Annotated in this window: 17 protein-coding genes and 1 pseudogene; 12 read left to right on the top strand and 6 right to left on the bottom strand. The window is 70.6% G+C overall.

Going from position 1 to position 18,443, the window contains the following annotated elements:
• The 4 genes and pseudogenes from CED_RS19480 to CED_RS19460 all read left to right on the top strand — a co-directional run.
• Positions 1–283 (top strand): annotated as a pseudogene (locus CED_RS19480) (IS66 family transposase); the annotation flags it as partial.
• 278 nt (positions 284–561) lie between these two features.
• The gene (locus CED_RS19470) at positions 562–1,323 is read left to right on the top strand and encodes a lasso peptide biosynthesis B2 protein (RefSeq protein WP_011436524.1); all 762 of its coding nucleotides are present in this window, start codon (positions 562–564) and stop codon (positions 1,321–1,323) included.
• Entirely contained in the window at positions 1,316–1,897 is a 582-nt protein-coding gene (locus CED_RS19465) for a GNAT family N-acetyltransferase (RefSeq protein WP_035913053.1), read from the top strand. Before CED_RS19470 ends, CED_RS19465 begins: the two co-directional genes overlap by 8 nt.
• Positions 1,898–2,598: 701 nt before the next feature.
• Positions 2,599–4,035 carry a replication initiator gene (locus CED_RS19460; RefSeq protein ID WP_011436526.1) on the top strand — a complete coding sequence of 479 codons (1,437 nt, stop codon included), beginning with the start codon at positions 2,599–2,601 and terminating at the stop codon, positions 4,033–4,035.
• Between the two features lie 502 nt (positions 4,036–4,537).
• On the opposite strand, the gene CED_RS19455 is transcribed toward CED_RS19460, so the two are convergent.
• Both CED_RS19455 and CED_RS19450 read right to left on the bottom strand, forming a co-directional pair.
• The gene (locus CED_RS19455; RefSeq protein WP_035913051.1) at positions 4,538–5,743 is read right to left on the bottom strand and encodes a recombinase family protein; all 1,206 of its coding nucleotides are present in this window, start codon (positions 5,741–5,743) and stop codon (positions 4,538–4,540) included.
• Between the two features lie 27 nt (positions 5,744–5,770).
• On the bottom strand, positions 5,771–6,043 hold the full coding sequence (locus tag CED_RS19450; RefSeq protein ID WP_011436529.1) for a recombinase family protein: 273 nt from the start codon (positions 6,041–6,043) through the stop codon (positions 5,771–5,773).
• 34 nt (positions 6,044–6,077) lie between these two features.
• Here CED_RS19450 and CED_RS19445 point away from each other — a divergent pair, with 34 nt between their 5' ends.
• The 3 genes from CED_RS19445 to CED_RS19435 are packed head-to-tail and all read left to right on the top strand — an operon-like array spanning position 6,078 to position 9,396.
• The gene (locus CED_RS19445) at positions 6,078–7,478 is read left to right on the top strand and encodes an MFS transporter (protein WP_255361137.1); all 1,401 of its coding nucleotides are present in this window, start codon (positions 6,078–6,080) and stop codon (positions 7,476–7,478) included.
• Positions 7,475–9,010, top strand: coding sequence for an FAD-dependent monooxygenase (locus CED_RS21730; RefSeq protein ID WP_011436531.1), 1,536 nt, complete (start codon positions 7,475–7,477; stop codon positions 9,008–9,010). Before CED_RS19445 ends, CED_RS21730 begins: the two co-directional genes overlap by 4 nt.
• Positions 9,007–9,396 carry a PPOX class F420-dependent oxidoreductase gene (locus CED_RS19435; RefSeq protein ID WP_011436532.1) on the top strand — a complete coding sequence of 130 codons (390 nt, stop codon included), beginning with the start codon at positions 9,007–9,009 and terminating at the stop codon, positions 9,394–9,396. Before CED_RS21730 ends, CED_RS19435 begins: the two co-directional genes overlap by 4 nt.
• A gap of 4 nt (positions 9,397–9,400) precedes the next feature.
• On the opposite strand, the gene CED_RS19430 is transcribed toward CED_RS19435, so the two are convergent.
• Positions 9,401–9,943 carry a cysteine hydrolase family protein gene (locus tag CED_RS19430; protein ID WP_152569804.1) on the bottom strand — a complete coding sequence of 181 codons (543 nt, stop codon included), beginning with the start codon at positions 9,941–9,943 and terminating at the stop codon, positions 9,401–9,403.
• An 85-nt stretch (positions 9,944–10,028) separates the two neighbouring features.
• Between CED_RS19430 and CED_RS19425 the strand changes: the two genes are divergently transcribed.
• From CED_RS19425 to CED_RS19405, 5 genes are read left to right on the top strand one after another with little or no spacing between them, the layout of a single operon-like run.
• On the top strand, positions 10,029–10,961 hold the full coding sequence (locus CED_RS19425) for an alpha/beta fold hydrolase (RefSeq protein WP_160172415.1): 933 nt from the start codon (positions 10,029–10,031) through the stop codon (positions 10,959–10,961).
• 32 nt (positions 10,962–10,993) lie between these two features.
• Entirely contained in the window at positions 10,994–12,646 is a 1,653-nt protein-coding gene (locus CED_RS19420; protein WP_023841853.1) for an ABC transporter substrate-binding protein, read from the top strand.
• Positions 12,647–12,669: 23 nt separating this feature from the next.
• Entirely contained in the window at positions 12,670–13,677 is a 1,008-nt protein-coding gene (locus tag CED_RS19415; protein WP_023841854.1) for an ABC transporter permease, read from the top strand.
• Positions 13,674–14,534, top strand: coding sequence for an ABC transporter permease (locus CED_RS19410; RefSeq protein WP_011436537.1), 861 nt, complete (start codon positions 13,674–13,676; stop codon positions 14,532–14,534). The genes CED_RS19415 and CED_RS19410 overlap by 4 nt, the downstream gene beginning before the upstream one ends.
• A complete protein-coding gene (locus CED_RS19405; protein ID WP_035913045.1) occupies positions 14,531–16,348 on the top strand; it encodes an ABC transporter ATP-binding protein in 1,818 nt (605 codons plus the stop codon). Before CED_RS19410 ends, CED_RS19405 begins: the two co-directional genes overlap by 4 nt.
• Positions 16,349–16,386: 38 nt before the next feature.
• Here CED_RS19405 and fabG read toward each other — a convergent pair whose 3' ends face one another.
• The 3 genes from fabG to CED_RS19390 all read right to left on the bottom strand — a co-directional run.
• The gene (gene fabG, locus CED_RS19400; RefSeq protein ID WP_035913063.1) at positions 16,387–17,091 is read right to left on the bottom strand and encodes a 3-oxoacyl-ACP reductase FabG; all 705 of its coding nucleotides are present in this window, start codon (positions 17,089–17,091) and stop codon (positions 16,387–16,389) included.
• Positions 17,092–17,173: 82 nt separating this feature from the next.
• Positions 17,174–18,055, bottom strand: coding sequence for an AfsA-related hotdog domain-containing protein (locus CED_RS19395; protein WP_051868938.1), 882 nt, complete (start codon positions 18,053–18,055; stop codon positions 17,174–17,176).
• Positions 18,056–18,083: 28 nt separating this feature from the next.
• Positions 18,084–18,443 (bottom strand): transposase (locus CED_RS19390; RefSeq protein ID WP_152569803.1); only part of this gene is annotated, 360 nt, incomplete at its 5' end.

The raw sequence follows: 18,443 nt of genomic DNA, 5'->3' as shown, positions 1-18,443 counted from the left end.
GGACAACAACCCGGCGGAAAGGGCGATCAGGGGCCCGGTCGTGACCCGGCGCAACGCCGGCGGCTCCCGCACCGAGGACACCGCCCGCCACGCCGCCACGATCTTCACGGTCACCGCGACCGCCGCGATGCACAACCTGAACCTGCTGACCTACCTGGAGAACTACCTCGACGCCTGCGGCCGGGCCGGCGGCAAGCCGCCGACCGGCGCCGACCTCGACCGGTTCCTGCCCTGGGCCGCCAGCCCCGAGGACCTCACCACCTGGCAACAGCCTCCCGGCTGACCCCGACCCCCGAGACCCCAGCGGAGTGCCCCACGGTCACGCCGCCCACGATCATGCCCCAACGGGATTTCCGAATACGTACTGGCTGACGGCCGGTTGGCCGCTCTGGGCCTCGTCGAGCCCGGCGAGTTCCGACAGACGTTGACGATGATGGCCGCAGGGCTCCCTGTCCCGTTCGCCACCGTGGAGCCGGCTTTGGCGGCGGAGGTATGGCTACGGGCCCTGGGTGACACATCCGATGTGGCGTGGATTCCAAGAACCACGGAGAGCGATAGATAATGTCATGTGAGTACATCAGCGTCCCCGAACACGTTCGTGCGCTCGATGTCGGCCCGGCCACCGTGATCGTCAACTACCGCAACGGCCGTGCTGATGTACTGACCGGGCCGGCCGCGCGCTGGTGGGAGGCGGCAACGACCAGCGGGTACGGCGACCCGTCAGGGCTGCTGGACACCCAGTCCGCGCGGGCCCTGCGTGAACAGCTCCTTACGGCAGAACTGATCATGGAGACCCTTCGACATCGGGCGGGCCAACCGACGGCGGTCGGGCCGTCGTGGGTGCCAAGCTGGGGAACGCAGGAGATGCAGGCCGGGCGCACGACGGCCGGATCCGCATCCTGCGGGATGACCTTGCGTGCGGGTGTGGCCCTACTCGTCGTGCTCGGCGCGCTCTCGGCCGGACAAGGTCGCAGCCGGATGGCGCGGCTACTTCGTCTGCTGACGTGGGCCACGCGACGCACCAGGGTCAACGCCTCAGCTGATCACCTCATGGAAGCGGTCAACGCCGTCCGGCGGGCAGGAACGGTCATGCCGGGTCGTGTTGCCTGCCTCGAAGAATCATCAGCGGCGTTCCTCCTGCTGGCCATGGGCCGGAAGCGGGTGACGTGGTGCCACGGCGCAGCAGCCGACCCTGTCCGGCTCCATGCCTGGGTGGAGACTGACGACGGACAGCGGGTTGCCGAACCGTCGTCAACCGCACGGTTCGGCGTCCTGCGCGCCGTACCCGAACGCGACAACGGAAGCGAGAACAGGCGTGCATGAACCGATCGTGTGGATCCGGGGCGAACGCGCTGGGCTCGGCCCGTTCTCCAGCAACCTCGTCGATCTTTACTGGCAGTGGGAGCAGGATCCTGGCGTCCTGGTCGGCTACGGTCGCCAGACACCGGACTCGCTGGAAAACCGGCGAGAGGGGTTCCAGCATCAGGCGCGCGGCACGGACGATCAGCTGAGGTTCACCGTCTACGACGTGACCACGGANCCGCCGNCCCCCGCTGGCNCCACCGCCGTTCTCATCGACCATCACGTGCGAACCGGGGAGTTCGTGATCCAGCTCGGCCCGGCCAGCCGTGGCAACGGTATCGGTACCGAAGCGACGCGGCTCACACTCGACTACGCCTTTCACGTGACGAACCTGCGATGCGTCCACCTATCGGTACTCTCTCCGAACCTGGCTGCGATCCGGGCCTACGAGAAAGCTGGTTTCCGCAGGATCGGGGAGCGTCGAAACTCCGGATACTGGCTGGGTGAGCTTGCCAACGAAACGCTGATGGACGCGATACCCGCCGACTTCCCGGGGCCGTCTGCGGTACGGCAGGCCGTCGAGTCGGACCGGTAGAGCAACGATTCTCGCGGAACTATCCCTACCGATCCACCCCCGCCAGGCGACCCCGCGGCCTTCCCGACCCTTCCCCTCGGGTGGAGGTGCCCCGGGGTCGTCGCCATGCCCCCTGGCACCCAATGCGCCGGGGTGGTATCGTCAATGACGGCATTCGAGGGTTCTGAACCCTGCGCCACGATGATCTTTTTCTTGTACGGCAGTACGCCACATTGTCGGGCTGTCCACATGTGAGCCGCCTCGGAGCGGCACGGACCGGGCTCGGGCTGCTGCACCGTGGGTCGCCGTCGGTGGCCTGCGTCCAGTCGTGTTGATGTTCCGTCTGGGGTGCGCATGTGCCGTGTTCTGCTGCTGTCCTGGGTTGCTGCTGCCTGTGGGGTGAGCGGGTAGCCGGGGGCGGCTGAGCCTGCGCGGGGTTTCCGCGCGTTCACCTGTTCCCCGTGCCGGTGCCGGTCTGGTGCCGGTCGCGCTGCCGTTTCGTGTGCCATTAGCGCTGCCGACTATGGGCGTGTTTTTGTGTGTGGCATTGTGCCGGCGTTTCGGTGTGGGATGGCTGTACGGCGGAAGGCCCGTCGGGTTCGGTTTCCGTTCCGGTTCTCCTGTTCTCATTCCTGCTTTCTTTCTTNGCGCTCTCCGCTGGTCTGACCTGTGGTTTTCCGGGTCTGGGCTGGTGGGGGCGTGTGCGAGTGAAAGGGCGCGGTGTGTTTTCCGTGGATGTGGGCGTGAGCCTGCCCGAAAACCGGCCGGTCGCGGGTGGCTGTTCCCGTCCGATCCGCCTGTCCGGCCATGTCGATCATGTGGATGTCGGGACCGGTGAGATCCGCCGTGCGCTGTCCGGGAAGGATCTGCCGGGCGGGGTGCTGCATGTGCGGTGCGGCAACCGGCGGGAGTCCGCGTGCCCGGCCTGTTCGGCGGTGTACAAGCGGGACGCCCGGCGGCTGGTCCTGGCCGGGCTCGCGGGCGGCAAAGGCGTACCAGAGACCGTCACGACGCATCCGGCGTGGTTCGTGACGTTGACCGCTCCGACCTTCGGGCCGGTGCATTCCCGCCGTCAGCAGGGCGGTAAGGGCGGTCCGGTGCGGGCCTGCCACCCCCGGCGGGGGCTCTGCCCCCATGGCCGTCCGGCAGGCTGTCATGAGCGGCACCGCGAGGATGATTCCCGGCTCGGTTCCCCGATCTGCCCGGACTGCTACCAGTACGGCCGGGCCGTGACGTGGAACGCGCTGGTACCTCGGCTCTGGAAAACGACACGCGACGCGACGGAATCCGCGGTCGCGGCTGCTGCGGGTCTGACGGTGGCGGGGCTACGCCGCTCGGCGCGGCTGAGCTTCGTCAAGGTCGCGGAAATGCAGGCGCGGGGCGTGGTGCATCTGCATGTGGTGGTCCGGGTCGACGGGCCGGACGGGCCTGGCTCGTCTCCTCCTGGCTGGGCGGATGGTGATCTGGTCGCGGACGCGCTGCGGGACGTCGTCGGGTCGGTCGCGGTAGCTGCTCCGGATCCGGACATGGGCACCCTCGACGGCACCGCATCGGCTGACGGGTGGGCGGTGCGCTGGGGTGTCCAGGTCGACATCCGGCGCATCGCGCTCGACGGACCCACCGATGTCGGACGGATCAGTAACTATCTGGCGAAGTACCTCACCAAGTCGGCGGCGGCCGGCGGGGCGCTGGATCATCCGGTGCGGTCGCTGGCCGCGCTGGGCCGGCTGATCCTGGCGCCGCATGTGCGCCGTCTGGTGGAGACCTGCTGGCGGCTCGGCCATGATCCGGTGTTCACCGCGGCGTTGGATGCGGCACTCGGCCGGGATTCCGGCGATATCCCACGGCTACTGCGGTGGGCGCATCAGATGGGGTTCGGTGGCCACTGGCTGACGAAATCGCGGACCTACTCGACGACGTTCACCGCGCTACGGACGGTACGGCGGGTGTGGTCGCGCACGATCGGCGCGGCGATGGCGGGCCGTGTCCCGGTGGACGCCTTCGGCCGGGCTGAGGGCGATGAGAACACGATCGTTCTCGGGGCGTGGACGTATACGGGCCGGGGGCTAGACCTCGGCGGACACGGGGCTGACCCTCCCGAGTTGCGGTCGTCGCGGACGGCTGGTAGCCCGGTGGGCAATGGGCCGGCTGAGAGATGAGTACCGGGTCGGTTCAGCCGTCGCTGTTCGATGACCTCGACGACTCCGGTTCGGGCCCGGCGGAGCTGGGTGGGCAGGTGGCTGGCCCGGAGACGAGCACCGAAGGTGCCGATTGTTCGTCGTCGTTGCTCACGGACACGGCCGGTGAGCGCTCGTGTGAGACGACAGTGGCGTGGGTGGGCGGGTGGGCTGCACCTCGACCGGCGTTGGCGCGGGGCGGTCTGCGGGATATCGGGGCTGATCGGGTGATGTCGTGTGAGTCGGAGACGGATGGTGGTCGTGGGCCTGGTGCTGCTGGGCGGCGGCGTGGTCGGTCCTCGGGCAGGTCGGTCTCCAGGTCGGCGGCTGGCCCTCCTGATGCCGGCCGTGAGGCTGAGTTGGAGGCGGATGCGCGGTGGATAGCGGCTCAGCTCGCGCGGGCTCCGGAACCATCGGCGCTGATGGCGGCGGCGATCGTGACCGCACTTGCACCGAAACCCGCGCGGAACGTCGACAGCGGCGGTCAGGCAGGTCCGGGATAGCGCCATTGCGGGTCCAGCCGTTCCCGCAACGGAAGATCCTTCCCGGGAACCACAATGATCTTCACCATGATCGTTGACAGGACACGGCGTTTCTCCGTGAGGGTGCCTCCGCGCCAGAGTCGGAGCGCTTCCGCTCCGTCCAGGACGGTCACGAGACGCGCGCGGCGGGCCAGTTCGGCGTCGATCTCCCGTAGCCGGGTCTCGTACTGGGCCTCGAGCTGGCCACCCAGCCGCAGGCTGATCTCCTTGGCGGCGATCGCGCGGGGAAGATCGGCCAGTTCGCGTTCCTTCTCGGTCCGCTCGGCCTTCAGCTCGTCACCGTCCGCGACGTCGCCGGTCTTCTCCCAGTCTCGGCGGCGTAGGTAGGCGTCAACCAGGCGGGTCATCAGGTCGTCCGCGTCGGCGGCGTTGATGTGGAACGACTGGTCACACTCGAAGTGTTCACGGCTCTTCCCGAGACGATGCCGCCACAGGGCGTACGCGCGGGGAGAGTTCCGGACCAGGGAACGCCTGCACTTGTGGCACACGTAGTNCCCGGCGAACGTGTGCTTGNCGGCCGTNCCCGTNCCCTTGCGGGTCGTGNCCGCTNCCAGCGCCGCGCATGTCTCCCGCCACTCCTCCTCGGTGAGGATCGCGGGGAAGTTCGCCATCGGGCCCTTCACGGTCCAGCCCGTGTGAACGTTTCCCGTCGCGAACAGACCAGCGATCCTCGGGTTACGCAGCATCGCGGAGAGGCTGGCGCGCGTCAGGCTGCCGCTCTTCATCGTGTCGCCCGGGTGCGTGCGCCGGTGCGGGATCCGAAGCCCACGGTCGTAGAAATCATCCGAGACCTTGAGAACGGCCTCACCTTCGCGGATACGCCGCGCGGCCTCGCGTAGCCAGCGGGCCTGCTCCTCGTCGACGGACCACACCGTCACGATCTTCTTACCTGACCGGGTGATCGTCTGGGACCACCCGAACCCCACGGGGCCACCCAGGAACTCCAGGGCTTCGCGCTTCGCGTCCAACTTCCGCTTGACCAGCTCGGACTTCAAACCCGAATCACTGACGGACTTCCCCACCGCGCCATGCCATGAGTCACGGTCGCGCTGCCGGCGGAAATCGTAGGTCGTGGCCTTCTCCCCATCGGTCACGATGAGGCGGCCCCCGATCCACTGCATGATCTTGCCGAACTCGGCTCCGACCACCGGATCACGGGTGATCCGGCTTTCCTCTCACGCCACGACCAGCCGATACTTCCCGGCGCGCAAGACGGACAGGAACCGCTCGAACTCAGGCCGAACGACGTCTTCCCGCCACGCTGAGACGCCGTCATCGGCCCATGCCCCGGCGATCCAGTATTCGCCGGTCAGGGCGGCGTACTTCTGCCCTCGGGCGAACTGATCCGGGATACGGGCATCCTTGTCGAGATCGGACATCCGTCCGTACCACAGGGCGGGGTCGGCATCGGGCCATTGGGGCAAGGGGCTCAACGGCGGAAATTCCATACCATGATGCTACGACGTTTTAAACACCTACAACCTGGCCTTCGCGTGTTCCATGCTGGCATGCGGTTCGGCCGCCGACATCCTGGGTCGCAAGCGGCTGTTCGTCGCCGGCCTCACCCTGTTCAGCCTGTCGAGCGCGGTGAGTGTGCTGACGTCCGACATCATCGTGCTGGATGCGGCCCGGGCGCTGGCCGGGGTCGGCGCGGCCGCAGTCATGACGGCCGGGTCGGCAATCCTCGCCACCACGTTCGAGGGCGCGGCGCAGGCCAGGGCGTTCGCCATCCTCGGTTCGGCGGCCGGCGCCGGGCTGGCTCTCGGTCCGTCGACCGCCGGGCTGCTGGTGGACGCCTTCGGCTGGCGAGGCGTGTTCGCCTCGCACCTGGTGGTCATGGTCCTGGTGGCCGTCGCGGTGCCGATGGTGCGGGAGTCGCGCAATCCCGCCGCGATCCGGTTCGACTGGCCGGGCATCGCCTCCTTCACGCTGAGCCTGCTGCTGCTGATGCTCGGTGTCGTACAGGGGCCGCAGTGGGGCTGGAGCAGCGCCGGCACGGTGCTGCTCCTCGTTGCGGCGGCGGTGCTCATGGCGCTGTTCGTCGTCGCCGAACTGCGCCAGGCGCGACCGATGTTCGACCTCGGTCTGTTCGGCCAGCCGCGCTTCCTGGCCGCCTCGCTGGTGCCGCTGTCCCTGTCCTTCGGGTTCGTCTGCCTGGTGGTGCTCCTGCCCGCCTACCTGACCGGTGCCCGCGGGATGTCCGTCGGCCGCGCCGGTGACACGATGATGCTGCTTACCCTGCCTGTGCTGGTGGTGCCGCTGGTTGTCAGCAACCTGGTCCGGCGCGGGCTGTCCACCCGGCTGGTGCTCAGCCTGAGCATGCTGGTGGCCGCCGGCGGTGCAGCCTGGCTCACGGTCATCGACCAGGACATCGCGGTCGTCAGCCTCATCGGGCCGCTGTTCCTGATCGGTACGGGCATGGGCATGACGGCCGGTCTGGTCGACGGTGTCGCGATCACCTCGGTGCGGCCCGAACAGGCGGGTACCGCCGCCGGCATGTTCAACACCGTGCGGCTGGCCAGCGAGGCGGTGGCGATCGCGGCGATGGGGGCCCTGGTGCTCGATGTGNCCCGGGGGAGAATCTCCGCGGGCCTGCCGGCGACGGCGGTCCCGCCGGGCGGTGCCGATGCCGCCACGATCGCGAACAAGGCGGTCAGCGGGAACCTCACCGGCGCGGCGGACGGCCTCACCGGTACCGCCCGCGCCGATTTCCTCGACCTGCTCACNCGCAGCTACACCCACGGCATCCACGTTCTGCTGTGGTTGCTGGTCGGCATCGGAGCCGCCACCGGGGTCGTGCTTCATCTGCTGCTGCGGCCGCGGGAGGTTGGCGTCACCACCACCGAGCAGGCGGAGCCCGTCACCGTGGCGGTGGACGCATGACGCCGTCGGCACCGCGGCTGCCGGTGCTGGTCGCCGGCGCCGGACCAGCCGGTCTCATGGCCACGATCGAGCTGACCCGGCGCGGGGTGCCGGTGCGCTGCATCGACCGGGCCGGCGGGCCGAGCACCCTGTCCAAGGCACTCGGGGTGTGGCCACGCACCCGTGAACTGATCCGTCGGATCGGGGGCGATGAGGCGCTGGCATCGAGATCCCTGCCGCAGACGCAGATGCGCTACTACTCCTCGGGGAAGGTCATCGCCAACCTGCGCTACCGGACGGCCACCCGGCCGCTGATCTGCCCGCAGCCCGGCGTCGAGGAGGTACTGCGGGAGGTCCTGACCGGCCTCGGCGGCTCGCCGGAATGGCGCACCGAACTGCTCGACCTCGACCAGTGCGACGACCGGGTGCGGGTGCGGGTGCGGTATCCGGACGGCGCGGAGCGGATCGAGGAGTTCGCCTACCTGGTCGGCGCCGATGGCGCGAGCAGCACGGTCCGGGCCCAGCTCGGCATCGGCTTCGACGGCGACACCTATGAGCTGCGCTTCGTGGTGGCCGACGCGCTGGCGGACACCGCACTCGATCCGACGATGACCCACTACTTCTGCTCCACGCGCGGCATCCTGGTCGCCTGCGGGCTGCCCTCCGGCCGGTGGCGGGTCTTCACCTCCGCGCCACCGGACTTCACCCAGCAGGGAGCCGACCTCGACGCCGTCCAGCGGCTGGTCGACGAGCGGGGCCCGGGCGGGATCGTCCTGCGTGACCCGGACTGGCTCAGCGTGTTCTCGGTGCACGCCAGGCAGGCCGAGCGGACCAGGGTCGGGCACGTGTTCCTGGTGGGGGACGCGGCGCACATCCACAGCCCGGCCGGCGGGCAGGGCTTGAACACAGGCGTCACCGACGCGCACAACCTGGCCTGGAAGATGGCGTTCGTCTGGCACGGCCGGGCGGATCCGGATCTGCTGGACACCTACGCGGCGGAGCGTGGGCAGGTAGCCCGGGCGGTCGTCCGCCAGGCCGACGTGCAGACGCGGATCTGGCTGCTGCGCCGCGGCTACCAGGTGGCGCTTCGGGACACGCTGCTGCGGGCCGCCTCAGCCCTACGACTGTTCGACATCTCCTACGTTCCCTGGCTGGCCGGCCTGCGCACCAGGTACCGGGTGGCGGCGTCGGAGGGCCGCGCGGTGGCCGGATTCCAGCCGGGCGCACTGATCCCGCTGCCGCTGCGGTCCGAGCTCGACGACCTGCGCTACACCCTGCTGATCTCGCGGCCCGAGCGGCACGGTTCCGGCGGCGCCTCGTTCGACGCACTGGCGGACCTGTGCCGCGACCACTTCGCGGACCGGGTGGACGTGCGGGTGCTCGACGGAAACGGCCGGGCGCGGGGCGCTGTCGCCGCCCTGGTGCGCCCGGACGGGCATGTCGACACGGCCTCCCGTGACGCCGCACCGGTGCGGACCCGACTGACCGCACTGTTCACCGCACCGCCGACGAGGCAGCCTGACGGCCTCGGCGACCTGAGGAGAAAAACGTGACCATCATTCCGGACAGCCACCGCGACCTGTTGGAGCGGCCGCTCTTCGCCCATCTGGCGACCATCCGGCCCGACGGGCAGCCGCAGGTGAATCCCATGTGGTTTTCCTGGGACGGCGAGTTCCTCTGTTTCACGAACACGACCGTCCGGTACAAGTACCGAAACGTGACGGCCAATCCACACGTGGCGGTCTCCATCAACGACCCGGACCAGCCATACCGGTACCTCGAAATCCGCGGGGTGGTGGAACGCATCGACCCGGATTCGGCCGGAACGTTCTTCATGACGCTGGCCGACCGCTATGCGATGGCGCTGGACGGTCCGCCACCGGACGCCCAGTACCGGGTCGTCTACGTCGTTCGGCCCACGGGCAGCAGCAGCCAGTGACGCCTCACGGCGCGAGGATATCCGCCATCGAGCAGATCGCCGCGCCCGCGCGCGCGAGCTGATCGAGCGCTCCGGTGTGCTCCGCCACCGTCACGCTCGCGGTGGCATCGGACACGACGGCCACGTCGAAGCCCGACGCCACCGCCGTTCCAGCGGTGGCGGACACGCCGTGCGCGGTGGACAGGCCCGCGATCACCAGCCTGGTGCGGCCCTGTTCGCGCAGCAGCCCGGCCAGGCCGGTGCCCGTGAAGGCATCCAGGCCGTCCTTGGTGACGACAAGGTCGCCGGGCCGCGGCGCCAGGGCGGCGACGAGCTGGTTCGGCGCGGCCTGGGGCCCACCGTCGCGGCCGTCGGCACGCAGATAACGCACGATCACCGTCGTCGCCTTCGCGTCGGCCAGGCCGTCACGCAGCCGGACGCAGGCGTCGACGACCTGGGTACCCGGGATCGGCGCCCACGGCATGTCGACGATCCAGTGCTGGAGATCCACCAGCACGAGGGCTGTTGTCTCGCCGCGCCGGTAACCGGGNATCGCCGCCGCCTCCACACGTGACCCGTCGGGGATTGCCAGACACGCGCACGCTAGCAGAGAGACGCAGATGGAACGGTTTGTGCGGACACGAGACGATCTTATGCTATGGACCGAAAGTTTTGGCAGGTCAGCGGATCCCGCGATTCTGCTTGTGATGGGCGGGCCCGCGCAGGGGATCACCTGGCCCGACGCGCTCTGCCGGATGCTGGCCGATTCCGGGTACCGGGTGGTCCGATACGACCATCGTGACGTCGGTCTGTCCACGAAGACCGACTCCCGCCTTTCCTGCTATGACCTGTCCACGCTCGCCGGGGACGCGGCGGACGTCATCACCGGACTGGGACTGGCATCCGCACACGTGGTGGGCCAGTCCGCGGGCGGCATCGTGGCCCAGCTGCTCGCGCTGGAGGAGCCGAGCCTGGTTCGCTCCCTGGTCCTGCTGTCCTGCTCCCCGGATGCCAACGGCGACGTCCATCTGCCGCCCCTNACCGGCCTGCCCGGTCCGGAGCGGCCGTTGCTCGACCACGTCGCCGCGCTGAACGACAACCCGCCGACGACCAGAGCGGCGCGCGTCGCGGCGGCGGTGCGCGGCTGGCGCGTGCTCGTGGGGGCCGGCGCGCCGTTCAGTGAGACCTACTGGCGGGACCTGGTCGAGCGCTCGATGCGACGGGAGGCGGGCTCGGACCTTGGCAGTAACCATCTGCGGGCACTGGACCGCACGCCGCCGCTGACCGCGAGGATCGGCGCGATCCGGGTGCCGGCCCTGGTGGTGCACGGCCGGCGCGACACCGTTTTTCCCCTCGCGCACGGCGAAACGCTGGCCCGCGAGATCGCCGCCGCGCGGCTGGTGGTTGTCGACGAGCTGGGCCACATCTTTCCCCCGCAGTGGTGCCCGCTCGTGCACGGGCTCGTGACGCGGCATCTCCGCGAGGCCGGGGCGCATCCCGCCGGGCAGGTGCGGTCACCCGGTGCGGGCGGGACGTCCGACCGGCGGGGGGNGACGGCCGCGGACGTCCCGCCCGCGGCCCTCTGACCACACCGGCCCTCGACCCCCGGAGCTCTGCTGTGCACCCCATCGTGTCCGTACGGTCCGCGCTCGGACTCCTCGTTGTCGCGGCGATACTTCTGCTCACCGGGTGCGGTCCCGACACCGCCGCGGTTCCCGCAGGCGGTGGTCGACCCGTGCGCGGGGGAACCCTGACCTACGCGATCGACGCGGAGCCGACCTGCTTCGACATCCACGCCAGCCAGCAGGACGTCACCGCGAGCGTCCTCCGCAACGTCTTCGACTCACTCGTCGCGCAGGACGACGCCGGTCATTTCCACCCCTGGCTGGCGACGTCCTGGGACATCACCGACGGCTTGCGCACCTACACCTTTCATCTGCGCCACGGCGTGACCTTCACCGACGGCAGCGCCTTCGACGCGGCGGCGGTGCGGGCCAACTTCGCGCACATCGTCGCGAAGCAGACCAGGTCGCAGTACGCCGCGAGCCTGCTCGGCCCGTACGCCGGCACCGACGTCGTCGATCTCTACACCGTACGGGTGCGTTTCAGCCGGCCGTTCGCCCCGTTCCTCCAGGCCGCCAGCACCACCTATCTCGGCTTCTACTCGCCGAAGGTCCTCGCCACCGACGCCGCGCAGCTGTGCGCGGGCGGGCCACGAGCGGTTGGTACCGGGCCGTTCTCCGTCACCAGTCGCACCCGAGGCCAGCGCATCGTCCTGACCAGGAATCCGGCCTATGACTGGGCGCCCGCGACCGCGCGGCACTCCGGCCCCGCCTACCTCGACCGGATCGTCATCCGCATCCTGAAGGAGAACTCCATCCGGGTCGGCGCGCTGACCAGCGGGCAGGTCGACGTCGCCGCCGCCGTGCCACCGGCGGACGCGCGGTCCGTCGGCGCCGACCGGAATCTGCGGCTGCTGCGGAAGGACGTGCCGGGAGTCCCCTACAGTCTCTACCTGAACACGTCGCTGGCGCCTTTCACCGACCGCCGGGTCCGCACCGCGATCCAGCGGGGAATCAACGTGGACCGGAATGTCGGCGCCGTGTACTTCGGTCAGTACCGGCGAGCCTGGGGCCCGCTGACGGACGTCACTCCCTCCTACGACGCGACCGTCAGGCAGAGCTGGCCCTACGACCCAGTCAAAGCCGGCCAGCTGCTCGACGAGGCCGGTTGGGCCAGGCGCGACGGCGCCGGGTTCCGCGTGCGCGACGGCCGGCGGCTGAGCATCTCCTGGCCGGTCGTGCCGACGTACCTGCGCGACCAGCGTGATGTGCTCGGCCAGGCGATCCAGGCCGACCTGCGGAAGCTGGGCGTGGAGGTCACCCGTCCCAGTCTCGACGTCGGCACCTACCTGGCGCTCTCCTACAGCAACAAGGCGCAGATGCTGGACTTCAGCTGGAGCCGTGCTGATCCGGATGTGCTGCGGCTGTTCTTCAACTCCGCCAGCTCCCCGGCATCTGGCGGGCAGAACATGGCGCAGCTGGCCGACGCGGAGGTGGACCGGCTGACGGTCGACGGCGCGGAGAGCCTCGACCGGACGGCCCGCGACGACCTGTACGGGCGGGTCCAGCACGACGTGCTCGCCAGCGCGGCTGTGGTCCCGCTCTACACGCCCAGCTCGATCCTGGGCGTGGCCCGACGGGTCGACGGCATCGGCGTCGACCCGAACGCCTGGCCGCTCTTCTTCGATGCCTGGCGCGTCTCCGGGTAGCGCGGCGGATGTCTGGAGGCGACATGCATGTCCTCGAGCAGGCGCCGGCGACGGAGGATCGCGGCCCCGCCCCCGAACCCGCGCGCCGCCGGACCGTCCTGCGACACCTGCTGCGACACCTGTTCTCCGGTGCCGCGGTACTGCTGGGCGCCGCCACGCTCACCTTCACCGCGCTGCAGCTGGCCCCGGGCGATCCGGTGGCGGTCCTGCTAGGGCCGGGAACGTCCGCCTCGCCCCAGGTACGGGCGGAAATCCAGGCAGAGTACGGTCTCGGCGAGCCGGCTCCGCTGAGGTACGTCCACTATCTCGGCCATCTCGCCCGCGGCGACCTGGGTACCTCGTATCAACTCCAGCAGCCGGTCAGCGAGGTGATCGTGGATCAGCTGCGACCCACGGCCGAACTCGCGGCCGCGGCGCTGGTGCTCGCGGTCCTGACCGGGGTGGCCATCGCCGTCGCGACCGCGGGCCGCCGACCGGGACTGCGCGCCGCGGCGATGGCCTGGGAGTCACTGGCCCTGTCCGTGCCCTCGTTCTGGGTGGGCATCGTGCTGGTGAGCGTGTTCTCGTTCCAGTTGCGGATCTTCCCCGGAGCGGGGGCCCAGGGCGCGGCCAGCCTTGTGTTGCCGTCGGTGACCCTCGCCATGCCGGCCGCCGGCGCGCTTTCCCGGACGCTGCGGGAGGGACTGGAAGCCGCCCTCGCGCAGCCGTTCGCCGCCGCCGCTCGGGCCCGCGGCCTGAGCCCCACCGGCGTCACAATGCGCCACGCCCTGCGCCACGCCGCCGCAAGCGCGCTCAACCTCGGCGGCTGGCTCGCCGGGACGCTGCTCGCCGGCACCGTCCTCGTCGAGACGGTCTTCGCCCGCCCGGGGCTCGGCGCGCTGACCGTGCACGCCGTCATCGACCGGGACATGCCCGTGGTGATGGGGGTCGTCCTCACATCGGCCCTGGTCTCGGCCGTCGTCTTCACCGTCGTGGATCTGCTGCAACGCGTCCTCGACCCGCGGCTTCGGATCGAGGTGATGGACCGGTGACCAACGTCCTGGCAGCGCCTCCGACGCTGTCTGACCGGCCCGCGCCGCGTCTCGTCGCCCGCGCGTCGACGATCCTGCTCACTGGCATCCTCCTGGTGATCGCCCTGGCGGTGACGGCACCGGGGATCCTCACGGGCGCCTCGCCGACCGTCGTCGACCCGTCAGGCGTGCTGGCAGCGCCGAGCGGCTCGCACTGGTGTGGGACCGACCAGCTCGGGCGGGACGTGTGCGCCCGGGTGCTGCATGGTGCCCGGGCGTCCCTGCTGCTCGGCGTCGGCTCCGTCGCGCTGGCCGTGGGGATCGGTGCGGCTCTGGGCCTCGCGGCGGCGCTCGGCGGGCGCCTCGTCGACCTGGTGCTCACCCGGGTGATGGATGTGCTGATCGCGATACCCCCGTTGATGCTCGCCCTCCTGGTCATCGCGGTGCTCGGGCCCGGCAGCGGCAGGACCATGATTGCCACGGTGGTGGCGCTGACGCCTCTGTACGGCCGCCTCGTCCGCGCCGAGGCGATGGTCGCCCGCCGAGCGGGTTACGTCGAGGCGGCCCGCGGACTCGGCGTCGGCCGGATGGCGCTGGTCGTGCGCCACGTGCTGCCAAACGCGCTCGGTCCGGCGCTGGCGCTGGCGACCACGGGGGTCGGCTCGGCCATCGTGTACGTGGCGGGGCTGAGCTTCCTCGGGTTGGGCCCGCAGCCCTCCACCGCGCAGTGGGGTCTGATGCTGGCGGAAGGCCGGGACTTCCTACGGTCCGCGTGGTGGGTCGGGGTGTGCCCGGGTGCGGCGCTCGCGCTGACCGTGCTCGCCGTCCAGGCCGCCGGCCGCCGGGCCCAGCAGCGGCTTGTCCGGCGCGGCGGATGAGCCCGGACGTGACCGCCGCCGAGCCGACCCTGGTCGTCGAGCGGCTGGACGTGACGTTTCGGGACGGCGTCGCCGGCGTGCGTGCGGTGCGGGACGTGTCGATCGCCGTCCGTCCCGGCGAGTGTCTCGCGGTCGTGGGCGAGTCCGGTGCCGGCAAGAGCGTGCTCGCCCGGACGCTGATCGGACTGGCCGGGCGCGGTGCGATGGTCCGTGCTGGCCGGCTGGACCTGCAGGGCGTGGATCTGACCGCCTTGACCGAACCGGGGTGGCGGGTGTTGCGAGGCCGCCGGATCGGGTTGGTGCCCCANGACGCGTTGGCCTCCCTGGATCCGCTGCGGACGGTGGGAGCGGAGGTGGCCGAGCCCCTGCGCGTCCACCGGATCGTGGCCCGTCGCGACGTCCGCGAGCGGGCCGTCGCGACGCTTGGGCAGGTGGGGGTGCCGGAGCCGGCCCGGCGCGCCGGGCAGTACCCGCATCAGCTCTCTGGCGGTCTGCGACAGCGGGCCCTGATCGCCTCGACGGTCGCGGCCGGACCCGACCTGCTGCTGGTCGACGAACCCACGACCGCGTTGGATGCCGCCTCCCGGGAGCGGATCGTCGAGGTGCTGCGCGGCCTGGTACGCGGCGGTGTCGCTCTGCTGTTGATTAGTCACGATCTTGCCACGGTGGCCGCCGTCGCCGACCGGGTGGCGGTCATGTACGAGGGGCGGATCATCGAGCAGGGACCGGCCGTCGACGTGCTTGGCGGTCCACGGCATCCGTACACCTGCGCGTTGCTCGCGGCGGCCCCCTCGCGGCACTCGCGGGGCACCGTGCTGTCCCCGGACCTGCCGCGCCGTCCACCGGCCGGGCCGGACGGCTGCCCATACGCGGTGCGCTGCCCACTCGCCGACCACTGGTGCCGCGAGGAACTGCCGCGCCCCGATCACCCGGGTCTCGAACCCGGCGTCCTGTGCTGGCGGCCCGGAACGGAAACGGAGCGGGCCGGACCGCCACGGGTCGTCGCCCCGGCCCGCAGGGACACCGCCGAGGCTCTCGTCGAAGCCACCGGCATCACCAAACGTTTCCGCGATCCCGACGGGGGGTGGCGGGACGCCGTCCGTGCCGTGACGTTCGAGCTTCGTGCCGCCGAGACACTCGGCGTCATCGGTGGGTCCGGGTCCGGCAAGACCACGCTGGCCCGCATCGTGCTCGGCCTGCTCGAACCGGACGAGGGTACCGTCCGGTTCGCCGGCGCGCCCTGGGTGGCGGCCGCGGCGGCGACCGCCTCGCCCAGCCGGGTACGCGAACGTGACCGCAGGCCTCGGCGGCACCGGATACAGGCCGTCCACCAGGACTGCCTGAGCTCATTCGACCCGCGTCACACCGCCGAGCGGATCGTCGGCGACGCCATGTCCGGTCCGGATCGGGGCCGGGCGCGACGAGATCGGATCGTCGCACTCCTCGACCAGGTAGGGCTGTCCGAACAGGTGCTGCGACGCCACCCTCGCGAGCTGTCCGGCGGGCAGCGTCAGCGGCTGGCGATCGCGCGTGCGCTCGCGCCGTCACCCGAGGTCCTCGTCTGCGACGAACCGGTGTCCGCGCTCGACCTGTCGGTGCAGGCCCAGATCCTCGACCTGCTGGCGGGACNGCGCGACGAACTCGGCTTGGCCCTGCTGTTCATCTCCCACGATATCGCAGTGATCCGGCACGTCAGCGACCGCGTCCTGGTGATGAAGGACGGGCAGGTGGCCGAGATCGGCGGCGCGGAGCAGGTGCTCGAGCGCCCCGCGCACCCGTACACCCGGCATCTGCTGGCCGCGGCCCGCACCTGACGGCGGCGCGGACTGTCCGCACCCGGTCGGGGTTGCGCCTACAGGCCCATCGCGATGCCGCCGCCGACGGGGAGGACGGTGCCAGTGACGTAGCTTGCCTCGTCGCTGGCGAGGAACCGGATGGCGGCGACGACCTCGTCCACTGTCCCCATCCGGCGCAGCGGGGTCATCCGCATCAGCTCCTGCCTGCGCTGTTCGGTCAGCGGCCTGGTCATGTCGGTGTCAATGATCCCCGGTGCCACCACGTTCACGGTGATGTCGCGGTTCCCGAGCTCCCACACGACGGACCGTGCCATGCCGAGGAGGGCGGACTTGGACGCGGCGTAGTTGCTCTGCCCGGGGGAGCCGAGGAAACCAAGTGCCGACGACACGCACACCACTCGCCCACGCCGGGCCGGAAGCATGCTGGCGACGGCGGCCCGGACGGCTCTGAACGCTCCGGCCAGGTTCGTGTCGACCACGGTCTCGAACTGTTCGTCGGACATCCGCAGCAGCGGGACGTCGATGGTGATGCCCGTGTTGGCGACGAGTACCTCGACCGTTCCGTGCGCCTCCTCCGCCTCTCGCAGCGCACGCTCGACGTCGCCAGGTACCCTGACGTCCGCGCGCAGACCGAGCACGCCTTCCGGGGCGGCCCCCGACCGGCCGGCGACGGCGACCCGGTCGCCCCCCTCGGCGAACGACCGTGCGGCGGCCAGGCCGATGCCCCGGCTCCCGCCCGTGATGAAGATCGATCGGCCCATCGCATTCTCCTCCCGGGCCCGCGGCGCCACCGCCGGTGCCCGTCCTCGCCCTGTGCAGCTGGCGTTGTGTGCGGCTGTGGGTTCAGTCGTCGGTGAGATGACTGGTGGGAACCGGGCAGATGGTCATGGTTCCCGCCGCGATGACGGCGTCGTTCTGCTGGAAGGACACGGCGAAGGTGGACCCGCCGACCACGTCCTCATGCTGGTGGACCGCTGCCACGGTGGTTGTCACATCCAGCTCGGCGAACCGGGTGAAGGCCAGGTCGAAGGCGACGACGGTGGCCGCGGTGGCCGGCACGCCGAGCAGGTCCGCGCCGGACCACAGGCACAGCTGCCGGGCCGCCTCGGTGAGTACCATGCCGGGGAAATGGTCCAGTGCGTGGTCGAACATGCTGCGGTTGTCGACGGGCACCCGAATGGTGGCCGTGGCCCCGCCAGCGAACTGGACGGGATCCACGAGGATTGTGTTGACGCTGCTGGCTCGCCCGACAGCGGCCGGCGCGATCGTCGCGGGCGTGGGCCGGANGTCGTCCGATGTGTGCGGCGCGCTTCCCCGGCGGAGCGCCCGCACGTGTTCGTAGGCGGAGTCAGACAGGTAGCCCACCGCGATCCGGGTGTCGCCGATGGCCACGCCGTCCAGGGAAAGCCGGATGTCGTAGGCCAGCGACCGACTGGTCGGCCGGTCGCCGACGAGTGGGCGCGTGCCGACCGCCATCGTCAGCTCGCTGGCGCCTCGGGTGCGGATGGCGAACAGCCCCGGCAGCTGCATGGACCACGACCTCAGGACGAACCGGGTGTCCCGTGCCACGCCGAAATGCACGTGGGCGCCGTAGGTCTCAGCCTGGCGTGAGCATTCCAGCAGAAGCAGTGGATCCACCGCGCCGTGTCGGACGTGGTCGGTGAAGTACGCGTGGGACGACGGCAGTTGGGCGGCAGCCAGGTAGGACGTCGCACCGGTGGGCACGGTGTCAGGGCCCCGGCAAAGTTGTCGGTTAGCAAGCAAGGCTCTTGATCGTCTCTAGTGGTCGTTCGGGGCGCCGCGCGTGGTGTCGGATTGCCTGGGCGATGTTCGTGGCGCCGGTCAGGCGAAGGATCGCGATCGCCNGGTTGCGCAGGCTGGCCATGACCTGGGGAGCGTGGCCGGTCCGGACCTGGCTGAGGTCCTCCCCGAAGGTGACGTCGCGGACCCAGTGCAGCCGGTTCTCCACGAGCCAGTGCTCGCGGGCGTAGGTGGCCAGCAGCGTGGGGCTGGCCTGGTGGGTCGGCAGGCTGGTGACAAGGTAGACGATCTCGGTCGTGGCCGGCCCGTCGGCGAGCGGCTGGCGGCGGCGGGTGACCTGCACTGCCTGCAC

It is taken from the genome of Frankia sp. CeD (genome assembly GCF_000732115.1).
Lineage (GTDB): Bacteria > Actinomycetota > Actinomycetes > Frankiales > Frankiaceae > Frankia > Frankia casuarinae.
This window is presented reverse-complemented; position numbering and strand designations above follow the sequence as displayed.

Excerpts from the sequence above, each read along its gene's own strand:
- CED_RS19470 (WP_011436524.1), top strand. The coding sequence starts at position 562 with ATGTCATGTGAGTACATCAGCGTCCCCGAACACGTTCGTGCGCTCGAT.
- CED_RS19450 (WP_011436529.1), bottom strand. The coding sequence starts at position 6,043 with ATGGAATTTCCGCCGTTGAGCCCCTTGCCCCAATGGCCCGATGCCGAC.
- CED_RS21730 (WP_011436531.1), top strand. The coding sequence starts at position 7,475 with ATGACGCCGTCGGCACCGCGGCTGCCGGTGCTGGTCGCCGGCGCCGGA.
- CED_RS19415 (WP_023841854.1), top strand. The coding sequence starts at position 12,670 with ATGCATGTCCTCGAGCAGGCGCCGGCGACGGAGGATCGCGGCCCCGCC.
- fabG (WP_035913063.1), bottom strand. The coding sequence starts at position 17,091 with ATGGGCCGATCGATCTTCATCACGGGCGGGAGCCGGGGCATCGGCCTG.